Genomic DNA, 26,958 nt, shown 5'->3' on the forward strand with positions numbered 1-26,958 from the left:
GCGCGGCGCCGGTGCGGGCGCGTAAGCGTACGCCAGCGTCCGCGCGCGTCCATCGGCGGGTCGCCGGGCGCATACGATCGGCATCGACGGACGCCGAGCTGTACGACCGGCTGGTGGGCGAGTTCCCGAAGGGGCTCGTGGCTGCCCGGGCGTCCTCAGCCGTTCCCGCTCCCGCTCCCGTCCGGCCACACCTGGACGTGGTCCTCCTCCAGCTCCAGCAGCACCCTGTCCCGCATGCCCAGGGCCGTCGTGTACTCGGCCGGCAGCTGGAGGCGTCCCGCGCGGTCGAGCATGGCGTACTCCCGGGCCACCAGGGACTCCTGGCCCGCCTCGTCGACCTCGGTGCGGCGCAGCACCTCCGTCGAGGTGCGGCCGTCGCGGATCGCGACCGTGCGGCGGACCTCGCCGGCGACCGCCTGGTCGTGCGTGACGATGACGACCGTCGTGCCCAGCTCCTCGTTGGCCCGGCGGAACGCCGCGAAGACCTGCTGCCCGGTCGCCGAGTCCAGCTCGCCGGTCGGCTCGTCGGCGAGCAGCACGGCGGGGGCGTTGGCCAGGGCGACGGCGATCGCGACGCGCTGCTGCTGGCCCCCGGACATCTGCTGCGGGCGCCGGTCCCGGCAGTCGGCGACGCCGAGCATGGCCAGCAGGTCGTCCGCCCGTCCGGCCTGCTTCCTTCGCGAGCCGCCCGCCAGCTGCATGGGCAGGACGACGTTCTGCGCCGCCGTCAGATACGGCAGCAGATTGCGTGCCGTCTGCTGCCAGACAAAGCCGACCACCTCGCGCCGGTACCGCAACCGCGCCTTCGCGTCCATCGTCAGCAGATCACGGCCCGCGACCTTCGCCGTGCCGGCGGTCGGGACGTCCAGGCCGGCGAGGATGTTCATCAGCGTCGACTTGCCGCTGCCGGACGCCCCCACCAGGGCCATCAACTCGCCTTCCCGCACCAGCAGATCGAGCCCCTGGAGCGCCTGCACCTCCACGGCGTCCCGGCCACCGCGCTTGGCGAAGATCCGCACCAGCCGGTCGCAGGCGATCAGGGCGTCGTGCCCGTAGGCGGGCCGGTCGCGGTGCCGCGCCGCCCGCCGCTCCAGCTCCGCGAGCGACTCCGTCGTACCGCTCATCGCATGTCTCCTGCCCTGAGGTGAGTGATCGGTGTCCGGCGCCCCGCCCACCAGGCCTGCGCGACGGCCACCGCCCCGGTCAGGAGCACCGCGCCCGCGGCGGGCAGGGCCAGTGACCACAGGTCGGCCCGCAGCGCGGCACCCTGCGGTGCCGTGCCGCCCGACGCGCCGGCCAGAGCGAGCCGGTCCAGGTCGACGCCGGGGGCGAGCAGCCGTACCGCGGCCCAGCCGACGGCCATGCCACCGCCGGCCGCGAGCAGCGCCAGGGGCAGCGCCTCCAGGCCGAGCAGCCGGCGCCCCTGGCGGGGCGTCAGGCCCAGGGTGCGCAGCCGGGCCAGCAGCGCGGCCCGTTCCGGCGCCGACCGCAGCAGGCCGAGCACCAGGGCGAGCACGGCGTAGCCCGCGCCCGCGAGGACGGCCCAGACGTAGATCCGTTCGGCGCCCGCCTGCAACGGCGAGTCGGACAGCGCCGCGCGTACCTCGGCGCGCGGTGTCACGGTGAGGTTCGAACCGGCGCCGCGTACGGTCGCCCGCAGCGCCTTCGCGTCGAGCCCGGCACCCGAGGCCAGCAGGGTCGTGGGGCCGCCGGAGCCCTTCAGACCCGCCGCGTCCACCAGCAGGAACTCGCCCTCGGGGACGGCCGGGGTGCGAGGGCGCACGGCGGTGATCCGCACCGTGACCGCTCCGCCGTCCGTCACGATCCGGCGCGGCGCACGCCCGAGCCGCTCGGCGACCTCGGGGGGGGCGACGGCGTCCAGCACCCCGCCCCCGGCCCCCAGCCGGTCGGCGGGGAACCCCCCGAGATCCATCTGCCGGGCCAGCTCCGCGTAGGTCTCCGGCTCCACGCCGACCACGGTCACCGACCGCGTCTCGTCGGACGCGCGCTCCGAGAGGAACGCGAACCCCACGGCCGTGACCTGCCGTACGCCCGCCACTTCCCGTACCGTCCGCTCCAGTCCTGCCGGTAGCGGTTTCGCGTCGGTCGTGGCGATCCGCGCGTCCGCGCCCGTCTCCAGCAGCGCGGCCCGGTCCCGGGCGTCCGCCACGCCCGCCAGCACGGACCCCCCGAACGCGGCCGTCGTCAGGGCCGTCAGCAGGGCGAGCAGTGGCAGCGTCGCGACCGCCGCCGGTGAGCGGCCCGCGCGGGCCAGCGACAGGAACCCGACCACGCCGCGCAGCCGCCCGGCCGGGCCGGCGGCCCACCGCAGGGGCAGCGGGTACAGCCGCACGAGGACCAGCGCGGCGACCAGCCCGACGAGCACCGGGGCGGCGCTCACCAGCAGATCGCCCGCTCCGTCCGTACCCCGTCGGCGCAGCGTCACCACCGAGCCCACGGCCAGCACCAGCAGGGTCAGTTCGGCGACCGTGCGGCGGCCGCCGGGCCTGGCCTCGGCGAGATCGTCGCGCTCCTGGTGCGCCCGCGGCCTGCTATGCGCCACGACCGCGCGCACCGGCAACGCGGCACAGGCCAGCAGCGCCACGGCGCCCGCCCCGAACACGGCGGGCAGCGGCCGCGCCTCGTCCACGACGAGCACCGCGAGCAGCAGACCGCAGACCGCCGCGGGCACCGCGGGCACCGCGGTCTCGGCCAGCAGCCGCCCGGCGATGCCGCCCAGGGAGCCGCCCCGGGCCCGCAGCAGGGCGAGTTCGGCGTCACGGCGGGCGGCGGCCACACCGGCGCTCATGACCAGCACGACGACGGCGATCGCGGCGATCCCGAAGACCGCGACGGCGACCACGGGCGTGATCACGTCACGGGTCTGGGCGTAGGAGCCGACGACCTGCTCCAGGCCGGTGGACAGCCGCGCCGTCGGACCGGCGGCCCCGCGCATCCGCACCAACGCGGGTCCGTCTTCCAGGGAGGCGACCGCGTCGACGAGCGCCGAGGCGTCCGCCCCGGTGAGCCGCCCGGTCGCGGGCGCGAACCGCCAGTACTGCTCCGGCTCGCCCTGACCGCCGAGCAGCGCGGGTGCGGCCCCGGGTGCCAGCAGGACGCCCGCCTCCCAGTAGTACCGCGGTGGACGGGCACTGGTGGAGGCCAGGCCCGGGGTGCGCAGGACCGGTTCCGCGGACCAGTAACTCCGCTGCGGATGCCGGGGTTCGAGGACGCCGGTGATCCGTACCGTCAGCGGTCCGTCCAGGAAACCGGACAGGGTGAGCGTGGAGCCGGCCCGCAGACGCAGCACGCGGGCGGTCTCGGTGGTCACCGCGCCCTCCACCACCCTGGTGCCCACGGTCACCGGCGTGCGGACGGTGGGCAGCCGGCCCTCCCGCACGGTGGCGTGGCCGGCCGCTCCCGACTGCGCGAGCAGCGTGAACCTGGGCGGCAGTCCGCCCGGCCGGGGCAGCGACGCGTCCAGTGCCTCCAGGCTCTTCCCGGTCCGCACCCCGTAGGCCGACTCGGCCCGGTCCGCCCGCAGCGGCGCGGGCAGCAGCGCCCGCGCCCGGCCGTCGACCGCCGCGAGCGACTCCGGCCGCACCACGTCCGCCCGGGCCGCGTCGGGCTGTTCGAGACCGGGCGGCGGAGCCTTCAGCTCCAGCACGGTGGACTCGGGGGAGGCGGTGGCGAGGGCCTCGCGCAGCCCGTCCGTCTCGTACGCCTCGACGGCCCGGGGCAGGACGGCCGCGAGGAACGCCGTGACCAGCACCAGCACACCGGAGGCGACGGCGGACACGGGCGCGGTCCGCAGCCGGGTCCGCACCCAGGGCGCTCCCTGCGGGTTCGGCGGCATCTCAGTCCTCCCCCTGATGGCGGAGCGCGGCCACCGGCTCGGCCCGGCGCAGCGCCGACGCGGCGGTGATCAGCAGGAGCGGGGCGGCCACCCCCGCCAGGAGCAGGGCCACTCGGGACACCGGGAGTTCGACGAGGACGGGCGGGACCGGCCGTGCGGCATCGGAGGTCAGCACGATCAGCGGGACGACGGCCCGGGTCAGGACGGTGCCGAGACCGAGCCCGGCGAGCAGACCGGCGCCGATGAGCAGGCTCTGCTCCGTCGCGACGAGCCGGGCGAGATCCCGGCGGGGCGTGCCCAGGGCGCGCAGCACCGCGAACTCCGCGGACCGCTCCCGCCGCGCACCGGCGGCGCTCACCGCGAAACCCCCGGCGGCGAGGGCCGCGGCGGCCACGGCCACCGCCGTCAGCGCCGAGCGCGGCCCGGCGCCGAGCGGATCCCGCAGCAACTCGGCCGCGGTCTCGTCCCGCACCAGCACCTGCCGCGGTTCCAGGTCGGGGCGTGCCCGCAGCGCGGCGGCGACCTCGGCGGCCTTGCCGGGGGCGGCGCTCACCCACCACTCGGTCGGGGTGAGCGGCGCGCTGCCCCGCCGCGCCAGCACGGCGTCGACCGCCCGCAGGTCCAGCAGCAGCGCCCCGCCGGCCATGGTCTCTCCGTCCAACCCGGTGGCGGTGGTCGGCAGCTCCTCGACGGACCGTACGATCCGCACCCGCAGCTGCTCCCCGGACAGCGGTACGTCGATGGTGTCGCCGGGACCGGCCCCCGCCGCCCGCAGGAAGTCCCGGGTGGCGACGGCCAAGAGGTTCCGCGGCGCCCCGGCTCCGGCGGTGTCGACGCGGACGGTGTAGACCGGCGCGGCGCCGAAGCTCTCGCCGGCGCCGGAGCCGGAGCCGGAGCCGGCGCCGGCGCCGGTGTCGTACGACACGGCCAGCGGCGCAGTCCCCGACACGGCGGGCTTCGCGGCCGTACGGGCGACGACCGCGCCGTTCTCCGTCACGGTCCGGCCGCCCTGCCAGCGCGTTCCGGAGGGCACCGGGACCGTCCGCGCGGAGCCGTCGCGGCCGGTGGCGAGCAGCCGTTCGACGGTGAACCGGTGTTGTTCGGCGCCGCCGGCGGGAGAGGCGTCGTCGAGCTGGAGTCCGGTCAGCCGCAGCGGTCCGGCCGGGGCGGCGCGGCGGCCCGTCGCCGTCATGTCCAGGTCGAGGGTGACCCGGTGGACGCGGCCGTCCACCGGGACCTTCCCGGCGCCCAGCCGGTAGGTGATGCCGTAGCGGTCCTCGACGACCACCGTGAGCAGGGGCGCGCGGTCGGAGGGAGAGCGTCCGGTCCGGGCCCGCACGTCGGTGATCCGCGCGTCGAGGGCGAGCCGCCGGGTGTCGCCGGGAAGCCGCACCGCCCGGTGTCCGTCCCGCGCGGGCGGTGCCAGTGCCCGCAGCAGCTTCGCCGGGGGCTCGTCGGCGAGATCGCCGCGCATCAGCATCCCGTCCCCGGCGCGGGACGTGTCCAGCGCGAGGACCGTCGCGTCACGGTCGCCGGAGAGGCCCAGGGCGGCGCGGTGCGCGGGGGCGGCGTCCCGGGCCCCGGGCAGCGCGGTGTAGAGGCCGGTCTGCCCGGGGCCGCCCGGCCTGGGGTCGAGGACCCGCACGGAGGCGCCCGTCCTGAAGTCGGCCTGGTCGTCCTGCGACCGGTCCCAGGACGCGCCGTGCCCGATCGCCAGCATCCCGGTCGTCACAGCGATGACCAGAAGCAGCACCGGACCCGCACCGCGCAGCGGGCGCCGGCTGAACTGCCATCCCGCCAGCGCCGCCGGCAACCCGCGCCCGCTCGCGGATCGCCGCTCCGCGAGGCGGGCCGCGAACGGCAGCAGACGCAGGGTCAGGACCGTGCCCGCCAGCAGCGCCAGCGCGGGCGCTCCGACCAGCAGCGGATCGATGCCCAGCTCCCCGGCCCGGTCCCGGCTGAGCACCCCGCCGCCGGTCGCTTCGGTCTGCCGGCCGAGCTGCCAGTACGCCACGCCCGCGATCAGCAGCAGCCCGACATCGGCCCCGGCGCGCACGGGCGCGGCCGCCGTGACGGCCCGGACGCGCCGCAGCCGTACCGGCGCGCCCGCCGTCGCCGCCAGCGCGGGCGCCACGACCGCCGCCGCGCACGCCGCCGCCACGCCGCCCGCGACCAGCCAGACCCCGCCCGCCGGGAGGGCGTCGAGCCGCAGCCCGATCCCGTCGAGCGAGGACCACCGGGCCAGCAGCCGGGCCAGCGGCCCGGACAGCAGCGCGGCACAGATCGCGGCCGGTACCGCCAGCAGCAGCGCCTCCAGCGCGGCGAGTCCGGCGATCCGGCCGCGCGATCCGCCCCTGGCCCGCAGCAACTCGTTCTCGCCCGCCCGCTCGGTGTCCAGCAGCCGGGCCACCAGCAGCAGCGCGTACCCGGCGAGCAGCACCAGCTGCACGGAGACGACCAGCAGGGTGGACCGGGACACCAGCAGGGCCCGCTCGGTCCGGTCGAGCACCTCGGGCAGCCCGGTGCGCACCTCCGCGTCACCGCCGAGTGCCGAGTCCTCGCGCAGCGCCCCGGACGCGCGTACGGCCGCCGCGCGGAGCGCCCCGATGCCGTCGGTGGTGAAGGTCCGGTAGTCGGCCGTCGCCACCCAGCCGGTGCTGTCCTCGGAGGTGCGGCCGGAGGCGAGCACCGACGCGTCGGCCAGCAGCGGCCCGTACGTGGTGAAGGCGACGGTGCGCACGCCCTGCCCGCCGAGGGCGTCCGCCTGCCAGTAGGGATCGGAGATGTCGGCCGCCCGGTACACACCGGTCACCCGTACGCGGAGGGGCTCGCCGCCCAGCCGGTCCGTGAGCGTGAGGCGCGACCCGGGAGGCAGCTTCAGCCGGTCGGCGGCCGCTTCGGGCAGGGCGACCGGTACGGCGGTGGCGCGGGTCGCCGCTGCCGGGCCCGGCAGTGTGCCCGAGACCAGCCTGATCCGGGACCGGTCGAGGGCGGCGACGTGCGTGAGGTCGGGCTCTCCGGCGCGGGCGTCGGCGTCCTGGAGGGAACGGGGCAGCGCGTACGGCCCGGAGCGCTCCAGCGTCCGCACGGTCACCGGCAGCCCGCCGAACGCCTCCCGCGCCCCGCGTTCCACGGCCCGCCGCGCCGCGTCGCGCCGTTCCCGGGGCACGTCCGCCTCGACGACGAGGGAGGCGGAGGCCGCGGCCCGGCCGCCCAGGGTGCCGCGCAGCGCCGCGTCCCCGACGGAGCCGGAGAAGGCGGCCAGGGCGGCGAGCACCGAGGTGGTCAGCAGGACGGCGAGCAGGGCGGCCGTGAGGAGCAGCCGATGCGCGCGCAGGCGCAGCAGCAGTAAGCCGGTCACTCTTCCCCCACCCGATGGCCGAACCTCTGTTCCCCCAACCCGGTATGCATATCACGGAGTTACCTGTGCGACACATGTGTTCGAGAGCGGGGAGTTCCGCTCTTGACCGCCCGGACCGGTTCCGTATGGGATGCGGTGATGACCGAGAACACCAGCCCGGGGTCCGCTGCCGCCCTCGCCGACGACGCGGCCGGCGAGCCGATGCTGAGGGTGGAGGACCTGCACCACTCCTACGGCACCGGTGCCGCGACCGTGCACGCCCTGCGCGGGGCCTCCTTCTCCGTCCGGCGCGGTGAACTGGTCGCCCTCAAGGGCCGTTCCGGCTCCGGCAAGACGACGCTGCTCCACATGATCGGCGGCCTCGACTCCCCGCAGCGCGGCCGTGTCGTCGTGGACGGCACGGACCTGTCGGCGCTGACCGGGAGCGAGCTGCTGGAACTGCGCCGCGACCGGATCGGCTTCGTCTTCCAGTCCTTCGGGCTCATCCCCATCCTCACCGCCGCCGAGAACGTGGGCGTGCCGCTGCGCCTGCGCCGGGCCGAGCCGCGGGAACGCGAGGAGCGGGTGGCGCTGCTCCTGGCCCTGGTGGGCCTCGCCGGCCACGAGACGCAGCGGCCCGCCGAGCTGTCCGGCGGACAGCAGCAGCGGGTCGCGATCGCCCGGGCCCTGGCCAACCGGCCGGCCCTGCTGCTCGCCGACGAGCCGACCGGCCAGCTCGACGCCGCCACCGGCCTGGCGGTGATGGAGCTGCTGCGGGCCGTGGTGCGCAGCGAGGGCGTCACGGCCCTCGTCGCCACCCACGACCCCCAACTGCTCGGCCTGGCCGACAGGGTGCTGGAACTGAGCGACGGAGTGGTCGGCGAAGAGTGAGAGGGTGGGGCCATGGTCGCGATCAGTCTGAGCAAGGTCCAGGAGACCGCTCCCGCGCTGGTGAGCCTCTACAAGAGCGCCGGGGTCTCCCTCACGAAGCACGGCCTGGACGGGCTGCGGGCCGCGGTCTACCTCGTGGTCGACTACTCCGGCTCGATGAGGCCGTACTACAAGGACGGCAGCGTGCAGGCGCTGGCCGACCGGGTGCTCGGACTGTCGGCGCATCTCGACGACGACGGCACCGTGCCGGTGGTGTTCTTCTCCACGGATGTCGACGCCGAGACCGAGATCGCCCTGGCCGGCCACCAGGGGCGGATCGACCGGATCGTGGCCGGGCTCGGGCACATGGGGAAGACGAGCTACCACCTGGCCATGGACGCCGTCATCGACCACTACCTCGACAGCGGGACGACCCAGCCGGCCCTCGTGGTCTTCCAGACCGACGGCGGTCCCATCAACAAGCTCGCCGCGGAGCGGTACCTGTGCAAGGCGGCGAGGCTGCCGTTGTTCTGGCAGTTCATCGGCTTCGGTGACCCGGACAGCAAGCAGTTCGACTTCCTGCGCAGGCTCGACGAGCTGCCCGTGCCGGGCAAGCGGGTCGTCGACAACGCCGGGTTCTTCCACGCGGGTGAGGAGCCGCGGAAGGTGCCGGACGGCGAGCTGTACGACCGGCTGGTGGGCGAGTTCCCGAAGTGGCTGGTGGCCGCCAGGGCCCAGGGAATCGTGCGGGACCCCGGCAGCCGCTGAGCCGTCTGCTCGCCCCCTCGGCCCAACCGAAACCGCCTCTTGGCCTATCCGCCCATACGCCCCATTTGCACGACCGCGCTGCCGTGCCACGCTGGGAAGGATCCGACGGGGAGGCGACGACGTATGGGCGACGACGGCGCACGACGGGTGTACGGCGACGGCGGACGGCAGGTGCACGACGACGGCGCACGACGGATGTACGGAACGGCTTCCGCCCGCAGGAGACCTCCCGCCGGCAAGGGCGAGCAGCTCGCCGACTGGGCGGACGGACGTCTCGGCCTCTACGCGCTGGCCAAGGCCAACATGCGCAAGGTCTTCCCGGACCACTGGTCCTTCATGCTGGGTGAGGTCACCCTCTACAGCTTCATCGTCCTGATCCTCACCGGCGTCTACCTCACCCTGTTCTTCGAGCCGAGCATGCAGGAGGTCGTCTACCAGGGGTCCTACACCGAGCTCAACGGCGTGCTCATGAGCAGGGCGTTCGAGTCCACCCTGGACATCAGCTTCGACGTGCGCGGCGGGCTGCTGATACGGCAGATCCACCACTGGGCGGCCCTGGTCTTCATCACCGGCATGATGGTGCACATGATGCGGGTGTTCTTCACGGGCGCCTTCCGCAAGCCGCGCGAGCTCAACTGGGTGTTCGGCTGGACCCTGCTGATGCTCGGCATCATCACCGGTCTGACCGGCTACTCCCTCCCGGACGACCTGCTGTCCGGCACCGGCCTGCGCTTCGCGCACGGCGCGATCCTGTCGATCCCGATCGTCGGGACGTACGTGGCGTTCTTCCTCTTCGGCGGGGAGTTCCCGGGCGACGACATCATCTCGCGCCTCTACCCGGTCCATGTGCTGCTGCTGCCCGGGATCATGCTGGGCCTGGTGACCGTCCATCTGATCCTGGTCTTCTACCACAAGCACACCCAGTTCCCGGGGCCCGGACGCAAGGAGCGGTCGGTCGTCGGGATGCCCTTCCTGCCGGTCTACATGGCCAAGGCGGGCGGTTTCTTCTTCCTCGTCTTCGGTGTCCTGACCGTCATGGGCGCGATCGCCCAGATCAACCCCGTGTGGGCTTTCGGCCCCTACCGCCCCGACCTGGTCACCACGGGCGCCCAGCCCGACTGGTACCTCGGGTTCTCGGAGGGGCTGATCCGGGTGATGCCGGGATGGGAGATCAACCTGTGGGGACACACGCTGGTGCTCGGCGTGTTCATCCCGTTCGCGCTCTTCCCGCTGGTCATGCTCGCCATCGGCGTCTATCCCTTCATCGAGGCGTGGATCACCGGTGACAAACGCGAGCACCACATCCTGGACCGGCCGCGCAACGCGCCCGTGCGCACCGGCCTGGGCGTGGCCTGGCTGACCCTGTACGCGGTGCTGCTGATCGGCGGCGGCAACGACATCGTGGCGACCCATCTGCATCTGTCCATCAACGTGATCACCTGGTTCGTGCGGATCGGCGCCTTCGTGCTGCCGGTCGTCGCCTTCATCGTCACCAAGAAGATCTGCATGGGCCTCCAGCGCCGCGACCGCGCCAAGGTGCTGCACGGCAGGGAGACCGGCACGATCAAGCGGCTCCCGAACGGCGAGTACACCGAGGTGCACGAGCCCCTCTCGCGGGCGGAGCTGTACACCCTCACCCAGCACGAGCAGCGCCCGCCGTACGCGACGGGGCCCGAGGTCGACGCGGGGGGCGTGCACCGCAAGGTCAGGCGGTCCGAGCGGCTGCGTGCGCGGCTCGCGAGGGCGATGTTCGGGCCGGACGCGCGGATCGAGAAGCCGACCGTGGAGGAGTACCGGGAGATCACCAGCGGCGATCACCAGCCGCACTGACGACCAGGGCCCGGCACGCGTGGGGATCGCCCCAGGCGGTGCGCAGGGCCCGGGCCTTGGTCAGCCACAGCGACAGGCCGTACTCCGCCGTGTAGCCGATCGCGCCGTGCAGTTGCAGCGCGGTGCGGGCGGTGGTGTACGCCGCCTCGCACGCGGCGGCCTTGGCGGCGGCGACCTCGGCCGGCCGCAGGGACAGGGCGGCACCGAAGACCAGGGGGCGCGCGAACTCCAGGGCGATCTTCGCGTCGGCCAGCCGGTGCTTGACCGCCTGGAACGATCCGACGGGGACGCCGAACTGGGTGCGCTGCCTGACGTATCCGACGGTTCTGTCGAGAAGCGCGAGGCCCACCCCGAGGGCTTGCGCGGCCGTGGCGAGACGGGCCCAGGTGAGGGCCTGTCCGGTGGGGGCGTCGAGGAGTTCGCCGCCGGGAGCGAGGGGGGTGAGGCGACGGGCGGGGTCGAGGCAGGGGCGGACGGGTCCGTGACCGGGGGAGAGGCGGATGCCGTCGGGGGAGAGGGCGAGACGGAGGGAGGCGACATCGCCGTCCAGGGCGAACGCCCCCTCGGGCGCCACCGTCGCCATCGTCCCGCCCGACGCCAGCGCCGGCAGCAGCCGCTTGGCGGTGCCCGGGTCCGCACCGCTGAGGAGCACCGCCGCCGTCACCGTCTCGACCAGCGGACCCGGCACCGCGTGGCGGCCCAGCTCGACGAAGGCGACGGCCAGTTCCACCGGACGCGGCCCCAGTCCGCCGTCGTACGTCTCCGGAACCGCCAGCGCGAGCACGCCCGTCTCCGCGACACGGGACCACAGCGCCCGCCCGCTCGCATGGTCGCCCCGGCTCCAGTCCCGCACCACCGCCGGAGTGTCCGCCGCCGTCAGCAGGGCGTCCAGCGAGGCGGCGAAGGCGCGCTGCTCGGCGTCGAGAAGGAAACGCATCAGCGGCGTCCCCTCGGCAGGCCGAGCAGACGCTCGGCGATGATGTCGCGCTGGATCTCGTTCGTGCCCGCGTAGATCGGGCCGGCGAGCGCGAAGACGTACCGCTCCGCCCAGTCGGTGTCCGCCGGCTCGCCCTCCGGGCCGAGGAGGTCGAGGGCCGTCTCGTGCAGCGCGATGTCCAGTTCGGACCAGAAGACCTTGTTCAGGCTCGACTCCGGGCCGACGGTTTCGCCGTCCAGGAAGCGGGAGGCCGCCGCGTACGTGAAGAGCTGGTAGGCGCGGGCGCCGATCAGGGCGTCGGCCACCCGGTCCCGCTCGGACACCGGGCTGCCCCGCTCCCGCCACAGCTCCTCCAGCCTGCGTGCGGCCGCGAGGAAACGGCCGGGGGAGCGGAGCATCAGCCCGCGTTCGTCACCGGCCGTCGCCATCGCGATCCGCCAGCCCTGGCCGGGCTCGCCGATCACGTCCTCGTCGGGTACGAAGACCTCGTCCAGGAACAGCTCCGCGAACGCCGGCTTGCCGTCGAGGCGGGCGATCGGGCGGACCGTGACGCCGGGTGCCCGCAGGTCGAACATGAGGTACGTCAGGCCCTGGTGGGGCTTCGCGCTGTCCGGGTCGCTGCGGAACAGGCCGAACGCGCGGTCGGCGAACGCGGCACGCGAGGACCAGGTCTTCTGGCCGCTCAGGAGCCAGCCGCCGGCCGTGCGCACGGCCCTCGCCCGCAGGGACGCCAGGTCCGAACCGGCCTCGGGTTCCGACCAGGCCTGCGCCCAGATCACCTTCCCGCAGGCCATCGGGGGCAGCACCCGGGCCCGCTGCTCCTCGGTGCCGTGAGCGAAGAGGGTGGGGGCGAGCAGATGGATGCCGTTCTGCCCGACGCGTCCCGGGGCGCCCGCCGCCCAGTACTCCTCCTCGAAGAGCAGCCACCGCAGGAGCCCCGCGTCCCGTCCGCCGTACCGCGACGGCCAGTCGACCACCGACCAGCGGCCGGCGGCCAGCTCCGCCTCCCAGGCGCGGTGGGCTTCGAAGCCCTCCGCCGTCTCCAGGGAGGGCAGGGGCTCGCGCGGCACACGCGCGCGCAGCCACTGACGCACCTCGGTGCGGAACTCCTCGTCCGCCGGCGAGAACGCGAGATCCATGACCGCCCTCCTTCCCTAACAAGTGTTTGGTAGGTTAGCGTGAGCCCATGACAGACGTCGAGAGTCCGTCGTACGTGCCCGGGCACGGCGTGCTGGAGGGGCGGACCGCCGTCATCACCGCCGCGGCCGGCGCGGGGATCGGCGGGGCCACCGCGCGTCGCTTCCTGGAGGAGGGCGCACGCGTCCTGATCAGCGACGCGCACGTACGGCGGCTCAAGGAGCACGAGGCGGAGCTGGCCGGGGAGTTCGGCGCGGCGTCGGTCGCCGCGGCGCCCTGCGACGTCACCGACGAGACACAGGTGCGCGCCCTCTTCGACACGGCCGTAAGGGAACACGGTCGCCTCGACGTCGTGGTCAACAACGCCGGTCTCGGCGGCACCGCGGATCTCGTCGACATGACCGACGAACAGTGGTCCCGCGTCCTGGACGTGACACTGAACGGCACGTTCCGGTGCGTGCGGGCCGCGCTCCGGCACATGCGGGGCAGCAGCAGCGGCGGCGTGATCGTCAACAACGCCTCCGTCGTCGGCTGGCGCGCCCAGGCCGGGCAAGCCCACTACGCCGCCGCGAAGGCCGGGGTGATGGCACTGACCCGGTGTGTGGCGGTCGAGGCGGCCGCGTACGGGGTGCGGGTCAACGCCGTCGCGCCCAGCCTCGCCCTGCACCCGCACCTGGTGAAGGTGACCACGCCCGAGCTGCTCGCCGAACTGACCTCACGCGAGGCCTACGGGCGGTACGCCGAGCCCTGGGAGGTGGCCAACGTGATCGTGTTCCTGGCCTCCGGCTACTCCTCGTACATGACCGGGGAAGTGGTCTCCGTCAGCAGCCGGCACCCCTAGGACGACAATGGACCAGTGCCCCCTACGAAGAAGACGCCCCAGGTGACCGACACAGAGCCCCCCGCGGCCGCCGCCGCTCGCGACCGCCGCGGCGAACTCCTCGGCACCGCCGCCGAGGTCTTCGCCGAGCAGGGCTACAACGCCACCACCGTCCGCAAGATCGCGGACCACGCGGGGATGCTCGCGGGCAGCCTCTACTACCACTTCGACTCCAAGGAGTCGATGCTGGAGGAGATCCTGCGCACCTTCCTCGACGAGCTCTGGGACGGCTACGACGCCGTGCTGGGTGCCGGACTGGGCCCGCGCGAGACGCTTCAGGCCCTGGTCACCGAGTCGTTCCGGGAGATCGACCGGCATCGCGCGGCCGTCGCGATCTACCAGAAGGAGAGCAAGCAGCTCGTGGCGCAGGAGCGGTTCGCGTTCCTCGCCGAGTCGCAGCGCAGATTCGAGAAGGCGTGGCTGTCCACGCTGGAGCGCGGCGTCGCCGAGCGGGCCTTCCGGGCCGACCTCGACGTCCGGCTCACCTACCGGTTCGTACGCGACACGGTGTGGGTGGCCGCGTCCTGGTACCGGCCGGGCGGCCAGCACAGCCCGGACGAGATCGCCCGGCAGTACCTGTCGATGGTGCTGGACGGGATCGCCGTACGCGAATAGCCCTTATCTGTGAGGGAGTTGCCATGGCCGAGGCCTACATCGTCGAAGCGGTCCGCACGCCCGTCGGGCGGCGCGGGGGAGGGCTGAGCGCGGTCCATCCGGCCGACCTCGGCGCCCATGTGCTGAAGGAGCTGATGAGCCGCTCAGGCGTGGATCCGGCCGCCGTGGAGGACGTCGTCCTCGGCTGTCTGGACGCCGTGGGGCCGCAGGCCGGTGACATCGCGCGGACCTGCTGGCTGGCGGCCGGGCTGCCCGAGGAGGTGCCGGGCGTGACCGTCGACCGGCAGTGCGGTTCCTCGCAGCAGGCCGTGCACTTCGCCGCGCAGGCCGTGCTGTCCGGCACCCAGGACCTGGTGGTCGCCGGCGGCGTGCAGAACATGTCGATGATCCCCATCGCCTTCGCCACCCGGCAGGCCGCCGAGCCGCTCGGGCTGACCCAGGGCCCGTTCGCGGGCAGCGCGGGCTGGCGGGCCCGGTACGGGGACAAGCCCGTCAACCAGTTCGCGGGCGCCGAGATGATCGCCGCGAAGTGGGGGATCAGCAGGCGGGACCAGGAGGATTTCGCCCTGCGGTCCCATCAGCGGGCGGTGCGGGCGATCGACGAGGGCCGCTTCGACCGCGAGACCGTGCCGTACGGGGACGTCACCGCCGACGAGGGCCCGCGCCGGGACACCTCCCTGGAGAAGATGGCCGGACTCAAGCCGGTCATCGACGGCGGCACGATCACCGCCGCCTGTTCCTCGCAGGTCTCCGACGGGGCGGCGGCGATGCTGCTGGCCTCCGAGCGGGCCGTGCGCGAACACGGGCTCACCCCCCGCGCGCGGGTGCACCATCTCTCGGTGCGCGGCGAGGACCCGATCCGCATGCTCACCGCACCCATCCCGGCCACCGCCCACGCCCTGAAGAAGACCGGCATGACCATCGGCGACATCGACCTCGTCGAGATCAACGAGGCCTTCGCCCCGGTCGTCCTGGCCTGGCTGAAGGAGACGGGCGCGGACCCGGAGAAGGTCAACGTCAACGGCGGTGCCATCGCCCTGGGCCATCCGCTCGGCGCGACCGGCGTGAAGCTGATGACGACCCTGCTGCACGAACTGGAGCGCACCGGAGGCCGGTTCGGCCTCCAGACCATGTGCGAGGGTGGCGGACAGGCCAATGTGACGATCATCGAGAGGCTGTGAGACGCCGACGGGTGTCCTCGGCCTCCTTCATGATCCGCTCCACCAGCTCCGCGCACGACGGCAGGTCGTCGATCACCCCGGCGACCTGCCCGGACGCCATCACCCCCAGATCCGTACGGCCGTCCACCATGGAAGCCTTGAGCAGCATTGGCGTGTTCGCGGCGAGCAGGACCTGGCTCCAGGTCAGGTCCTTGCCGTGCCTGAGGGCGAGGCCGTCCTGGAGCATCCGGCGCCAACTCGTGCCGGACAGCCTCCGGTAGCCCGCCGCCCTGCGGACCGCCTGGAGGGCACCCCTCACCCGGCCGGAGCGCTCCAGCGCCTCGACCAGTTCCGTCCGCAGCATGCGGTGCGGAAGCCCGTCCACCGCCCTGGTGACCGTCACGTCCCGCACCGTCGCCGCCAGGTACCGCGCCTTCACCGCCTCCGGCACGGTCGAGTCCGAGGTGAGCAGGAACCGCGTACCCATGGCGACGCCCGCCGCCCCATAGGCCAGCGCCGCGACCAGCCCACGCCCGTCGAAGAACCCGCCCGCCGCCACGACCGGTATGTCCACGGCGTCGACCACCTGCGGCAACAGCACCGTCGTGGCCACCTCGCCGGTGTGCCCGCCGCCCTCCGCGCCCTGCACGAGCACCGCGTCCGCGCCCCAGCCGGCGACCTTCTCGGCGTGCCGCCGCGCCCCCACGGTCGGCATGACGACCACCCCGGCCTCCTTGAGCTCACCGATCAGCTCCCGGGACGGGGCCAGGGCGAACGAGGCGACCCGGACGCCCTCCTCGATCAGGATCCGCACACGGTCGCCGGCGTCCGCCGCGTCGGCGCGCAGGTTCACACCGAACGGCGCGTCGGTACGGGACCGCACCTCCCGGACGGCAGCGCGCAACTGGCCGAGCGTCATCGTCGCCGAGGCCAGGATGCCGAGAGCGCCCGCGTTCGCCGTGGCGGAGACCAGACGCGGGCCCGCCACCCAGCCCATCCCGGTCTGCACGACCGGATGACGGACCCCGGTCAGCCGGGTCAGCGCCGTCTCCATCACGAGGCGACCTCCCTGGTACGGGTGCCGGCCGGGTCGAGGACCTCACGGATCAGCCGGAGCTCCTCGGCGGTCGGCTCGCGGGTCGGCGGCACCTCGTCCGGGACGGCCAGCTCGAAGCCCGTCGCCTCCCTGACCTGCTCCCTCGTGACACCCGGGTGCAGCGAGGCCGGCCGCATCGAGTGGTCGGCGGTGGCGAAGTCGAAGACACCCAGGTCGGAGACGACCCGCGGGATGCGGTGGTGACGCGCGTCGGCCGCGTGGTCGTAGCCGACGCCGCAGACCATGTCGACCCGCTCGACGAAGACCCGCCGGGAGTGCCTCGGGATCCAGTAACTGGTCGGATTGTTCAGGGTGTTGACCGGCGCGCCGCGCACTCCGAGCAACTGCCGCCTCGGCCGCTCCCAGTCGCCGATGCACGAGATGTTCTGGTTGCCGAACCGGTCGATCTGGCTCGCGCCCATCATCACGTGCCGCCGGCCGCCGGTGACCAGGGCCAGATGCTGCCGGTACGGCAGCCAGCCCTCCGTCGTCCCGTCCGGGCGGACCAGCAGTGCCTCGCCGTCGGTCAGGAGCAGGTCCGGCGCGAAGGTGAGCCGGGCGAGCCGGGCGCCGATGGAGGGGATCAGCCCCATGGGGCTCGCGAGCACCTCGCCGTCGCCCCGCCAGGCCTCGGCGCACGCGATCACGCAGTACTCGGCGCGGGTGGCCCCCGTCATGTCCCCTCCCCGACGGCCGACCGGTACGCCCGCTCGTCCCCGGCGAGGAACCGGGCCGCGAACTGGGGCCAGGGTGTCCTCGCGTACGTCTTCTGGAAGGCCTCGTCCCGGCCGTAGTCGGGCGCGCAGGACGTGAAGTGCGCGCCGCCCGGGGCCTCCACGACGCCGGTCACCGTGTGCCGCTTGACCAGCAGGGTCTGGGGGGCGGCCGCCTTCGTCAGCTCGGCCGTGTCGACGATCCGTTCACAGCTGACGTACGCCGTGTCCGCCGCCTCGCAGAACAGGTCGTCGAAGTAGGGGTCCGGGCCCAGGTACTGCCCGTTGCCCAGCCGGTCGGCGCGGTTCACGTGCACCAGGGCCGCGTCGAGCCGCAGGGCGGGCACCGCCACGAACGTCTCCCCGTCCTCGTACGGTGAAGTGACCGTCCGCAGACCGGGGTTGACCCGCATCACGTCCGAGCCGATCCCGGCCCGCACCGGCAGGAACGGCAGCCGGTTCGCCGCCGCGTGCAGACCCCACATGAACATCGCCTCGTCGATCTCCGTCAGCGCGAAGGCGCCCCGCTCGCGGGCCGCGCGGTAGTGCGGCTCCAGGGGGATCGAGTCGAGGGTGACGAACGCCGTGACCAGTCTCCGGATCCGCCCGGCGGCGGCCAGCATGCCCACGTCCGGGCCGCCGTACGAGACGACGGTGAGATCGGTGACGTCCGACCTGAGCAGTGCTCGCACCAGGGCCATCGGCTTGCGGCGCGAGCCCCAGCCGCCGATGCCGAGGGTCATGCCGCTGGACAGGCGGGACACGGCCTCGTCGGCCGTCATCGTCTTGTCGCTCACCTACGCGCCCTCCTTCCCGAAGCCGGCGCGCACCCGGTCGGCCACCCCGCTCAGGCCCGCCTCGAAGGTGAAGCCCTGCTCGAAGCGGTAGCTGCGGCGCACGTCGACCGGATCGATGCCGTTGATGGCGGCCTTGGCCAGGCGCAGCAGCCGCCCGTCCTTGGCGGCGATCTCGCGGGCCAGAGTCAGTGCGGCGGCGCGCAGTTCGCCGCGCGGTACGACCCGCCACACCGAGCCGTGCGCGTGCAGCTCGGCCGCGGTCGCCGTGCGCGAGGTGTAGTACAGGGCGCGCATCAGATGCTGCGGGACCAGCCGGGCCAGATGGGTGGCCGCGCCCAGGGCGCCCCGGTCCAGCTCGGGCAGCCCGAAGACGGCGTCCTCGCTCGCCACGATCACGTCCGCGTTGCCCACCAGCCCGATACCGCCGCCCAGGCAGAAGCCGTGCACCGCCGCCACGACCGGCACCGCGCAGTCGTACACCGCGGCGAAGGCCTCCGCGCAGGCGTGGTTGGCGCCGATCAGCGCACTGTTCCCGTCCTTCTGTATCTCCTTGATGTCCACGCCCGCGTTGAATCCGCGCCCCTCGGCCGTCAGCACCACGCACCGGACCTCCGGGTCGCGCCCGGCCGCGCGCACCGCGTCGGCCAGGGCGGACCAGCCGGCCACCGGCAGGGCGTTCACCGGCGGGAAGCCGACCGTGACGACGGCTATGCCCTTTTCCACGCACGAGGTGGAGACACCCATGGCCGCATCAGCTACCTTTCCACCAAACGTTTGTTAGGTGGAAGGTAGCAGCGAATGGAGCTGGACGGGAAGGTCGCGGTCGTCACGGGCGGGACCCGGGGCGTCGGTGCCGGCATCGCGCGTGCCTTCGTACGGGCGGGCGCCGAGGTCGTGGTCTGCGCCCGCCGCCCGCCGGAAGTTCCGGTGCCCGGGACGGAGTTCAGGCCGCTGGACGTCCGGGACGCCGAGGCCGTCCGGCGCCTGTGCGGCGAGCTGCCCCGGCTCGACGTCCTCGTCAACAACGCGGGCGGCAGCCCCCACCGCCCGCTCACCCACGCCGGCGCCGACCGGCACGCGCGCGTGGTGGAGCTCAACCTCCTGGCCCCGCTGACCGTGTCCCTCGCCGCGTACGAGCACCTCCGGCGGGCCAGGGGCTCGATCGTCATGATCGGCAGCGTCAGCGGAGGCCGCCCCTCACCGGGCACCGCCGCCTACGGCGCCGCCAAGGCGGGTCTGGAGAACCTCGCCCGCTCGATGGCCGTGGAGTGGGCGCCCGACATCCGGGTCAACACCCTCGTCGTCGGCATGGTCCGCACCGAACTGTCCCACCTCCATTACGGCGACCAGGACGGCGTCGCCGCCGTCGCCCGCACCGTCCCGCTCGGCCGTCTCGCCGAGCCGTCCGACGTCGGCCGGGCCGCGGTCTTCCTCGCCTCGGACGCCGCCGCCTACATCAGCGGGGCGAGTCTGCTCGTCCACGGGGGCGGGGAGCGCCCCGCGTTCCTTGACGCCTCGACGGCGAACGTTCCTTGACGCCTCGACGGCGACAAGGAGACCTGACATGGAAGGAGACCCGAGATGAGCGGAATCTGCGACGGCCGGGTCGTCGTCGTCACGGGCGCGGGCCGGGGCCTCGGCCGCGCCCACGCCCTCGCCTTCGCCGCCGAGGGCGCGCGGCTCGTCGTCAACGACCTCGGCGTCGGCCTCGACGGCACACCCAAAGCCGCCGACGGGACGCCCGGTCCCGACAGCCCGGCCGGCCGCGTCGCCGAGGAGATCCGCGCGGCGGGCGGCGAGGCGGTGCCGCACGGCGGCGACATCGCCACGGCCGAGGGCGCCGCCTCCCTCGTCCGGACGGCCCTGGAGGCGTACGGCCGGCTCGACACGCTCGTCAACAACGCGGGCTTCCTGCGCGACCGGATGCTGGTCAACCTCGACGAGGACGACTTCGACGCCGTCGTACGCGTCCATCTCAAGGGCCACTTCCTTCCCCTGCGGCACGCCGCCGCACACTGGCGGTCCGAGACCAAGGCGGGCCGCCGGCCCGAGGCGCGGATCGTCAACACCAGCAGCGGCGCCGGCCTGCTGGGCTCGGTCGGACAGGGCAACTACAGCGCCGCCAAGGCCGGGATCGTCGCCCTCACCCTGGTCGCGGCGGCCGAACTGCGCCGCTACGGCGTCCAGGTCAACGCGATCGCCCCCGCCGCCCGGACCCGCATGACGGAACGCACCTTCGCCGACACCATGACAGCACCCGACTCCGGCTTCGACACGATGGCACCGGAGAACGTCTCCCCTCTGGTCGTCTGGCTCGGCTCCGCCGCGAGCGCCGGCGTGACCGGACGGGTCTTCGAGGCGGAGGGCGGCCGCATCACGGTGATGGAGGGCTGGCGCCCGGGCCCGGGGGTGGACAAGGGCGAGCGGTGGGCTCCGGCGGAGGCGGGGGAGGCGGCGCGGAAACTGCTGGCGGAGGCGGCCGAGCCCGGGAGGGTGTACGGGGCTCAGGGGTTCTAGGAGGCCTTCCCCCCAGGGAGCCCAGGAGCCGTCTTACGTGTCGCACTCCGACTCAGGTGTCGCACGCCGACTCAGGTGTCGCACTCCAACACACTCCGGCACAACGCACACCGCGCCCGGACCCGCCCCCGCACCGGCACCCTGATCCGCTGATGACAGGTCGGGCAGGGAAACGACACCCGCAACCGCCCACCCCCGTCGGGAGTGAACGAGTACCGCACACCCGGCTGCTGCGGCACGGCCGGCGCATGCCGCCGATCGCGCGCGTACCGCCGCCGCCCCGCCCACCCCGCCGCGGTCAACGGCGGCTGCTGCTCGTCATGACGGGCCAGCTGCATCCCCTTCGCGTACGCCGTGTACGCCTGCGGACTGGTGAACCACACCGACGGGTCCTCCCCGAAGACCAGCGCCCGCTTGGCCAGCACGTACCCGAACTCCTCCGGCGTGAGGTACCCCAGCTTCTGGGACGACGCCCGGTCCTCCCGGTACGCGTCCAGCAGCAGCCAGCCCGCGCCCAGATACGTCGTCGCCGTGTCCGTCAGGATCTCGTTGTCCCTCACGCCCGGGAAGGACAGGTCGAGGCGGTGCAGGTACACATGCATCACCTCGTGCGCGAGGGCCGCCCCGATGTCCCGCCGATGCGTACGGAACCGGTCGTTCAGCTCCACGAAGTACTCCGGCCCGGCCGCGAGCTCGACGTTCGCCGCGTGCCGCATCTCCCGGAAGCTCACGATCAGCCGGGCATCCGGCAGCCGGTAGTGCCGCACCAGCTCGTGCGCCACCCGCTGCGCCCCCAGATACAGGTCGTCGGTGTCGCAGAAGGCCACGTCGGCGGGGACCACGCTGGTGGCGAACGTCTGGATCGTGTCGTACGACAGCCGCTTGTACAGCGCCGTGATGGCGGCCCGCACCGTCTCCAGATGCGGGTAGCCGTGCTCGACCGGCCCGTCGTTCGCCACGCCTCACCCCCAAAGACGCCCCTGAACCCGATTCCACTGTACGGAAGTGTGACGGCCACAGGGCCGCCCCGCCCCCGCGAAAACCGGTCGTCGCCGCCCTGGGCCGCTGGCAGAATCCGCGCCGTGACCAGCGAACAGCGCTCCGTCGCCGCCTCGCTCCAGGTGGGCGGCCAGGACGACGAACTCGAGAAGCGGCTCGACGAGGAGCTGACCGCCTTCAACACCGCGGCCGCCGACGGCGCCACCACCGAGCCCCTCTCCGTCCGCGTCGCCGACGAGGCCGGAGACCTGATCGGCGGGCTCACCGCCTGGACCTGGGGCAGCCTGTGCTCCGTCGACATGCTCTGGGTGCGCGCGGACCAGCGGCACACCGGCTGGGGCGGCCGGCTGATGCGCGCCGCGGAGGAAGAGGCCGTCCGACGCGGCTGCACGGACATGGTCGTCTCCACGTACAGCTTCCAGGCGCCCGGTTTCTACCCGCGGCTCGGCTTCCGGGAACGGGCGCGCATCGAGGGCGTGCCCGGCGGACACGAGGACGTTTGCTTCCACAAGCGGCTGAGCACCGCCGAGTTGTGAGACGACCCGCGGCCGCCGGGCGTGCGCCCCTTAGGCTGACCTGCCATGACCACCAGCAACACCGGCACCGGTGACGTCGACCCCGCCGTCGTTACGGAACTCGCCCGCCTGCGCGACAGCATCGACAACATCGACGCGGCCGTCGTCCACATGCTCGCCGAGCGCTTCAAGTGCACCCAGCAGGTCGGCCTCCTCAAGGCCCGGCACCAGCTGCCGCCCGCCGACCCGGCCCGCGAGTCCCGCCAGATCGCCCGGCTGCGCGCGCTCGCCGAGGACGCCAAACTGGACCCGGCCTTCGCGGAGAAGTTCCTGAACTTCATCGTCGCCGAGGTCATCCGCCACCACGAGCGCATCGCGGACGAGGCACTCAACGGGTCCGCACCGGGCCGTAACTGACCTGGCTCGATCCTCGACCCGCCCGGGCCGAAGACCAAGTCGGGTCATCCTTTGAGGAATTCGGTGATCTGCGGGGCGATCTTCTTCGGTGCCATGACGACCGCGCCGTGGTTGAGGCCCGGCAGGGTGCGGTGGTCGGCCTGCGGCAGGATCTCGGTGACGGCGCGGGCGGCGCGCTGGAAGGCGGCCGGGCTCTTGCCGCCGGTCAGCACCCGCGTGGGCACGCTCGCGCCCTTCCACTCCTCGGCGTCGAGCGGCTTGCCCTGTTGGGTGTCGCCCATGACCGCGATGTCGTAGGGCAGGGTGCGGGCCAGCCTCGTGAGGTTCGCCCACACCTTCGGCATCAGCTTCATGAAGAACACGGCGATACCGGGCATGCCCTGCACCCTCGTCATGAAGTACTTGACCGCGTCGCTGTCGCGGCCCTGCGCGAGCAGCGCGGTGACCTGCCGCGCGAGGTCCCTGGGCGGGCCGTCATCGCCGTCGGCGACCACGAACGGCGGCTCGTACAGGGCCAGGCGGTCGATGTTCACCCCGGCAGCGGCCGCACGCAGGGCGAGGACCGCCCCGGAGGACGAGCCGAACAGGGACGCCGAGCCGCCGACGTGCTCGATCAAGGCGGCGATGTCCTCGATCTCGCGCTCGACGGCGTAAGCGTCGGAGTCACCGCTGGCACCCCGGCCGCGCCGGTCGTAGTTGATCACTGTGAAGTGCTCGGCGAGAAGGGCGGCAAGCCGGGTGGTGTCGGAGCGGTCGGCCAGGGCCGAGGCCACCAGGACGACTGCCGGCCCGCTGCCCGACTGCTCGAACGCGATCCCGGTGCCGTCGGCGGAGACGACACGTAGGCCGGTCCCGGCTGCCTGCCCTCGGGTTGCTGACATGACCTTCTCTCCCGTTCCGATAGGGCCCTGGTGCTGCGGGCGTGAGCTACTGCCGTTGAGACCCCTGCGGGGCGGAAAACTCATCGGAACCTGGTCGAGTCCGCCTGCCGGATGCCCGCCCTGCCCCCCGGGGGGGAGTGACACCGGGGCCCGCGCGGGGCATGCTGCGCTGTGCACAGCATGTCAGCTGACAAGCACTACGCGTCAGCGTCCCGGACTTACTCTGGTCCTCCACAGGGAGGGGACGTCGGGCCATGCCGTCGGATACCAGGATCCTCATCGTCGACGATCACGAGGACACGCTGTACGCGCTGGAGAGCGCCCTCGCCCCGCTGGGCTACCAGCTCGGCCGGGCCACCAGCGGCGACGAGGCGCTCAAGCAGGTGCTGCGCGGCCAGGTCGGCCTGCTCCTGCTCGACGTGCGCATGCCCGGCGTCAGCGGGCTGGAGGTCGTGCGCTACATGCGGCGCGTCGAACAGACCCAGCACATCCCGGTGATCCTGCTCACCGGCTTCGGCCCCGACCAGGAACTGACCACCGCCGCCTTCGGCCTCGGCGTCGCCGACCTCGTCATGAAACCCGTCGACCCCTGGGCCCTGCGCACCAAGGTCCGCTACCTCTACGACGCCCACCGGCACCACCTCGCCCTGGAACAGGAGGTGCGCAGGCTGCGCGCCCAGGTCCGGGAGCACACCGAGACCGCCGCACACCCCCAGCGGCCCGCCCTGCCCCACCCCGACGCGCGCGTGCCGCCCCAGCGGCCCTCGGGGGCGCACGCCGGGGAGCTCGAAAAAGACCGCACCTAGACCGGACATCGGTCGCAAACCGATCCGCCTCTGTGCCATGCCGGTGCCATCAGGCAGCATGTCCTGCATGTCCGTACTGACGCGCGACGAAGCGCAGACCCGAGCAGGGCTCCTCGACGTCCACCGCTACACGATCGAACTCGACCTGACCACCGGCGACGAGATCTTCGAATCCCGCACCGCGATCAGGTTCAGCGCCCGCGCGGACGGGGACACCTTCGTCGAGGTCAGGCCCGCCGAGCTGCGCACCGTCACCCTCGACGGACAACCCCTGGACCCGGAAGCCCTGGACGGCAACCGGCTGCCCCTGAAGAACCTCACCGCCGGCGAACACGAACTGCGCGTGCACGCGCACATGCGCTACTCCCGTACCGGCGAAGGCATGCACCGCTTCACCGACCCCACCGACGGCGAGACCTACGTCTACACCCAGCTCTTCCTGGACGACGTCCAGCGCGTCTTCGCCGCCTTCGACCAGCCCGACCTCAAAGCCGTCTTCGAACTGTCGGTGAAGGCCCCGCAGGGCTGGACCGTCCTCGCCAACAGCGTCACCGAGCACACCGGCGGCCTCTGGCAGGCCGCCCCCACCCCGCTGATCTCCACCTACCTCGTCGCCGTCGCCGCCGGCCCCTGGCACTCCGTGCGCACCGAGCACCGCGGCCTGCCCTTCGGCCTGCACTGCCGCCGCTCGCTGGCCCCCTACCTGGACACCGACGCCGACGAACTCCTCGACGTCACGCGCGCGTGCTTCGACCGCTACCACGAGAAGTTCGACGAGCCCTACCCCTTCGACTCCTACGACCAGGCCTTCGTGCCCGAGTTCAACGCGGGCGCCATGGAAAACCCCGGACTGGTCACCTTCCGCGACGAGTTCGTCTACCGCTCCGCCGTCACCGACACCGAGCGCCAGACCCGCGCCATGGTCGTCGCCCACGAGATGGCCCACATGTGGTTCGGCGACCTCGTCACCCTCAAGTGGTGGGACGACATCTGGCTGAACGAGTCCTTCGCCGAGTACATGGGCTACCAGACCCTCACCGAGGCCACCCGCTTCACGGACACCTGGACCGACTTCGGTGTCAACCGCAAGTCCTGGGGCTACGACGCCGACCAGCGCCCCTCCACCCACCCCGTCGCCCCCGAGGCCGTCGACGACACCGCCTCCGCGCTCCTCAACTTCGACGGCATCTCCTACGCCAAGGGCGCCAGCGCGCTGCGGCAACTCGTCGCCTGGCTCGGCGAGAAGGACTTCCTGGCCGGCATCAATACCCACTTCACCCGGCACAGGTTCGGCAACGCCACCCTCGCCGACTTCATCGACTCCCTCGCCGGCGCCACCGAACGCGACGTCCACGCCTGGGCCGACGCCTGGCTGCGCACCACCGGCGTCGACACCCTCACGCCGCACCTCGCCCCCGGCGAGAACGGCACCTGCGCCCTCACCGTCGACCGCACCGGCAGCCGCCCGCACCGCATCGCCGCCGGCCTGTACGACCGGGACCTCGGCGACGACGGCAGGCACCTCGTCCTGCGCGAACGTCTCCACCTCGACCTGCCGCAGACCGGCGCCCAGCCCATCGGCAAGCGCCCGGCACTGCTCCTCCTCAACGACGGTGACCTCAGCTACGCCAAGGTCCGCTTCGACCCGGAGTCCTTCGAGACCGTCCGCAAGGACCTGTCCGGCCTGCCCGAACCGCTCACCCGAGCGGTCGTCTGGAACGCCCTGCGCGACGCCGTCCGCGACGGCGAACTGGCCCCCGCCGCCTACCTGGAGACCGCCCGGGCCCATCTCCCGCTGGAGACCGACCTCGCGATCGTCCAGGGCGTGCTCGCCTTCGCGTCCACATACATCACCGACCGCTACCTCACGCCGGAGGAGCGGCCCGCCGCGCTCGCCACGCTCTCCGAGCTGTGCCGCGACCTCATCCGCCGCACCGAGGACGGCGACAATCCCGGCCTGCGCCTGATCGCCGTACGCCACCGCATCGACGTCGCCGCCCACCCGGACACCATCGCCGCCTGGCTCGCCGACGGCACCGTGCCCGGCGGCCCGGAGCTCGACCCCGAGCTGCGCTGGCGCGTCCTGGGCCGGCTCGCCGTCCTCGGCGCCACGGACGAGGCCGCCATCGCCGTCGAACTGGAACGCGACCCGAGCGCCACCGGCCTGGAGGGCGCCGCCCGCTGCCGGGCCGCCCTGCCCGACCCGGAGGCCAAGGCCCGCGCCTGGGAGGCGATGTTCGGCTCCGACGAGCTGTCGAACTACCTGTTCACCGCCACCGCCCAGGGCTTCTGGCAGCCCGAACAGGCCGACCTGGTGCGCGCGTACGTGCCGCGCTACTACACGGACGCGGTCGACGTCGCCGACCGCCGCGGCCCCGCCATCGCCGAAGCCGCCGGCCGCTGGGCCTTCCCCGCCCACGCCGTCGACCCCGAGAACCTCCGCCTCGGCGAGGAGTGCCTGCGCGCCGCCACCCCGATCCCGGCGCTGCGCCGCAAGCTCGCCGACCAACTCGACGATCTGGCACGGGCGCTGCGGGTTCAGGAGAGCACAAAGGTCTGAAACCGGCACCCGGGGCGCGGGCGGTCGCCCGTTCGCGCCTTGGGCGCGGGGGAGGGCTGTGCGGGCGGTTTCGTGGGTCGGGCTCCGGGCGCGGGGGAGAACCGCGTGGACGACTGCGTGGGTTGAGCCCCCCCCCGGGTGCGGGTGGGAGCCGTGCGGGCGGTTTCGTGGGCTGAGCGCCGGGTGCGGGTGGGAGCCGTGCGGGCGGTTTCGTGGGCCGTGCGCCGGGTGCGGGTGGGAGCCGTGCGGGCGGTTTCGTGGGTC

At 73.5% G+C, this 26,958-nt stretch carries 23 protein-coding genes and 1 pseudogene; 13 read left to right on the forward strand and 11 right to left on the reverse strand.

Annotated features, from left to right (window positions below; genetic code table 11):
• Positions 1-86: 86 nt before the first annotated feature.
• Positions 87-164, forward strand: a pseudogene (locus tag ABFX81_RS42245) (toxic cation resistance protein); the annotation flags it as partial.
• Here ABFX81_RS42245 and ABFX81_RS26970 read toward each other — a convergent pair.
• Genes ABFX81_RS26970 through ABFX81_RS26980 form a run of 3 tightly spaced genes read right to left on the reverse strand, consistent with a single transcriptional unit; the run spans position 156 to position 7,217 of the window.
• Complete coding sequence (locus tag ABFX81_RS26970) at positions 156-1,124, reverse strand: ATP-binding cassette domain-containing protein (protein ID WP_086849412.1); 969 nt, start codon at positions 1,122-1,124, stop codon at positions 156-158. The pseudogene ABFX81_RS42245 and the gene ABFX81_RS26970 sit on opposite strands and share 9 nt — an antisense overlap.
• Positions 1,121-3,856 (reverse strand): ABC transporter permease, encoded by a 2,736-nt coding sequence (locus tag ABFX81_RS26975; protein WP_086849414.1) that lies wholly within the window; start codon positions 3,854-3,856, stop codon positions 1,121-1,123. The genes ABFX81_RS26970 and ABFX81_RS26975 overlap by 4 nt, the downstream gene beginning before the upstream one ends.
• 1 nt (position 3,857) lies before the next feature.
• The gene (locus tag ABFX81_RS26980; RefSeq protein WP_086849416.1) at positions 3,858-7,217 is read right to left on the reverse strand and encodes an FtsX-like permease family protein; all 3,360 of its coding nucleotides are present in this window, start codon (positions 7,215-7,217) and stop codon (positions 3,858-3,860) included.
• 138 nt (positions 7,218-7,355) lie between these two features.
• Between ABFX81_RS26980 and ABFX81_RS26985 the strand changes: the two genes are divergently transcribed.
• From ABFX81_RS26985 to qcrB, 3 genes are all read left to right on the forward strand, one after another.
• On the forward strand, positions 7,356-8,087 hold the full coding sequence (locus tag ABFX81_RS26985) for an ABC transporter ATP-binding protein (RefSeq protein ID WP_346138791.1): 732 nt from the start codon (positions 7,356-7,358) through the stop codon (positions 8,085-8,087).
• Between the two features lie 12 nt (positions 8,088-8,099).
• The gene (locus ABFX81_RS26990; protein ID WP_346138792.1) at positions 8,100-8,834 is read left to right on the forward strand and encodes a vWA domain-containing protein; all 735 of its coding nucleotides are present in this window, start codon (positions 8,100-8,102) and stop codon (positions 8,832-8,834) included.
• A gap of 195 nt (positions 8,835-9,029) precedes the next feature.
• On the forward strand, positions 9,030-10,664 hold the full coding sequence (qcrB, locus tag ABFX81_RS26995) for a cytochrome bc1 complex cytochrome b subunit (RefSeq protein WP_346138858.1): 1,635 nt from the start codon (positions 9,030-9,032) through the stop codon (positions 10,662-10,664).
• On the opposite strand, the gene ABFX81_RS27000 is transcribed toward qcrB, so the two are convergent.
• A complete protein-coding gene (locus ABFX81_RS27000; protein WP_346138793.1) occupies positions 10,636-11,601 on the reverse strand; it encodes an acyl-CoA dehydrogenase family protein in 966 nt (321 codons plus the stop codon). The two genes, qcrB and ABFX81_RS27000, sit on opposite strands and share 29 nt — an antisense overlap.
• On the reverse strand, positions 11,601-12,740 hold the full coding sequence (locus tag ABFX81_RS27005; protein ID WP_346138794.1) for an acyl-CoA dehydrogenase family protein: 1,140 nt from the start codon (positions 12,738-12,740) through the stop codon (positions 11,601-11,603). Before ABFX81_RS27005 ends, ABFX81_RS27000 begins: the two co-directional genes overlap by 1 nt.
• A gap of 47 nt (positions 12,741-12,787) precedes the next feature.
• Here ABFX81_RS27005 and ABFX81_RS27010 point away from each other — a divergent pair, with 47 nt between their 5' ends.
• Genes ABFX81_RS27010 through ABFX81_RS27020 form a run of 3 tightly spaced genes read left to right on the forward strand, consistent with a single transcriptional unit; the run spans position 12,788 to position 15,414 of the window.
• Positions 12,788-13,579: an SDR family oxidoreductase gene (locus tag ABFX81_RS27010; protein WP_086848167.1), complete on the forward strand. Its 792-nt coding sequence runs from the start codon at positions 12,788-12,790 to the stop codon at positions 13,577-13,579.
• Positions 13,580-13,594: 15 nt separating this feature from the next.
• Positions 13,595-14,233 carry a TetR/AcrR family transcriptional regulator gene (locus ABFX81_RS27015; RefSeq protein WP_428837217.1) on the forward strand — a complete coding sequence of 213 codons (639 nt, stop codon included), beginning with the start codon at positions 13,595-13,597 and terminating at the stop codon, positions 14,231-14,233.
• Between the two features lie 23 nt (positions 14,234-14,256).
• Positions 14,257-15,414: an acetyl-CoA C-acetyltransferase gene (locus tag ABFX81_RS27020; RefSeq protein WP_086848171.1), complete on the forward strand. Its 1,158-nt coding sequence runs from the start codon at positions 14,257-14,259 to the stop codon at positions 15,412-15,414.
• Here ABFX81_RS27020 and ABFX81_RS27025 read toward each other — a convergent pair.
• The 4 genes from ABFX81_RS27025 to ABFX81_RS27040 are packed head-to-tail and all read right to left on the reverse strand — an operon-like array spanning position 15,398 to position 18,743.
• Complete coding sequence (locus tag ABFX81_RS27025; protein WP_086848173.1) at positions 15,398-16,447, reverse strand: nitronate monooxygenase; 1,050 nt, start codon at positions 16,445-16,447, stop codon at positions 15,398-15,400. The two genes, ABFX81_RS27020 and ABFX81_RS27025, sit on opposite strands and share 17 nt — an antisense overlap.
• A complete protein-coding gene (locus tag ABFX81_RS27030) occupies positions 16,447-17,166 on the reverse strand; it encodes a CoA-transferase (protein WP_086848175.1) in 720 nt (239 codons plus the stop codon). The genes ABFX81_RS27025 and ABFX81_RS27030 overlap by 1 nt, the downstream gene beginning before the upstream one ends.
• Positions 17,163-17,999 carry a CoA-transferase gene (locus tag ABFX81_RS27035; protein WP_086848177.1) on the reverse strand — a complete coding sequence of 279 codons (837 nt, stop codon included), beginning with the start codon at positions 17,997-17,999 and terminating at the stop codon, positions 17,163-17,165. Before ABFX81_RS27035 ends, ABFX81_RS27030 begins: the two co-directional genes overlap by 4 nt.
• Positions 18,000-18,743 carry an enoyl-CoA hydratase family protein gene (locus ABFX81_RS27040; protein ID WP_086848179.1) on the reverse strand — a complete coding sequence of 248 codons (744 nt, stop codon included), beginning with the start codon at positions 18,741-18,743 and terminating at the stop codon, positions 18,000-18,002.
• A 54-nt stretch (positions 18,744-18,797) separates the two neighbouring features.
• Here ABFX81_RS27040 and ABFX81_RS27045 point away from each other — a divergent pair, with 54 nt between their 5' ends.
• Together ABFX81_RS27045 and ABFX81_RS27050 are read left to right on the forward strand one after the other, a co-directional pair.
• On the forward strand, positions 18,798-19,535 hold the full coding sequence (locus ABFX81_RS27045; protein ID WP_086848181.1) for an SDR family oxidoreductase: 738 nt from the start codon (positions 18,798-18,800) through the stop codon (positions 19,533-19,535).
• A gap of 45 nt (positions 19,536-19,580) precedes the next feature.
• Complete coding sequence (locus tag ABFX81_RS27050; protein WP_086848183.1) at positions 19,581-20,516, forward strand: SDR family oxidoreductase; 936 nt, start codon at positions 19,581-19,583, stop codon at positions 20,514-20,516.
• Positions 20,517-20,587: 71 nt separating this feature from the next.
• On the opposite strand, the gene ABFX81_RS27055 is transcribed toward ABFX81_RS27050, so the two are convergent.
• On the reverse strand, positions 20,588-21,475 hold the full coding sequence (locus tag ABFX81_RS27055) for a hypothetical protein (protein WP_086848185.1): 888 nt from the start codon (positions 21,473-21,475) through the stop codon (positions 20,588-20,590).
• 123 nt (positions 21,476-21,598) lie between these two features.
• Here ABFX81_RS27055 and ABFX81_RS27060 point away from each other — a divergent pair, with 123 nt between their 5' ends.
• Positions 21,599-22,051 carry a GNAT family N-acetyltransferase gene (locus ABFX81_RS27060; RefSeq protein ID WP_346138795.1) on the forward strand — a complete coding sequence of 151 codons (453 nt, stop codon included), beginning with the start codon at positions 21,599-21,601 and terminating at the stop codon, positions 22,049-22,051.
• Positions 22,052-22,096: 45 nt separating this feature from the next.
• Complete coding sequence (locus ABFX81_RS27065; protein ID WP_086848188.1) at positions 22,097-22,447, forward strand: chorismate mutase; 351 nt, start codon at positions 22,097-22,099, stop codon at positions 22,445-22,447.
• A 44-nt stretch (positions 22,448-22,491) separates the two neighbouring features.
• Here the strand turns inward: ABFX81_RS27065 and ABFX81_RS27070 are convergent, their stop codons facing one another.
• Positions 22,492-23,328 carry an alpha/beta fold hydrolase gene (locus ABFX81_RS27070; protein WP_086848191.1) on the reverse strand — a complete coding sequence of 279 codons (837 nt, stop codon included), beginning with the start codon at positions 23,326-23,328 and terminating at the stop codon, positions 22,492-22,494.
• A gap of 254 nt (positions 23,329-23,582) precedes the next feature.
• Here ABFX81_RS27070 and ABFX81_RS27075 point away from each other — a divergent pair, with 254 nt between their 5' ends.
• Together ABFX81_RS27075 and pepN are read left to right on the forward strand one after the other, a co-directional pair.
• Positions 23,583-24,134, forward strand: a complete 552-nt coding sequence (locus ABFX81_RS27075) for a response regulator (protein ID WP_086848193.1) — start codon at positions 23,583-23,585, stop codon at positions 24,132-24,134.
• Positions 24,135-24,201: 67 nt separating this feature from the next.
• Entirely contained in the window at positions 24,202-26,694 is a 2,493-nt protein-coding gene (gene pepN, locus ABFX81_RS27080; RefSeq protein ID WP_086848197.1) for an aminopeptidase N, read from the forward strand.
• The last annotated feature ends 264 nt before the right edge of the window (positions 26,695-26,958 follow it).

It is taken from the genome of Streptomyces coeruleofuscus (assembly GCF_039532725.1).
Classification (GTDB): Bacteria; Actinomycetota; Actinomycetes; order Streptomycetales; family Streptomycetaceae; genus Streptomyces; species Streptomyces coeruleofuscus.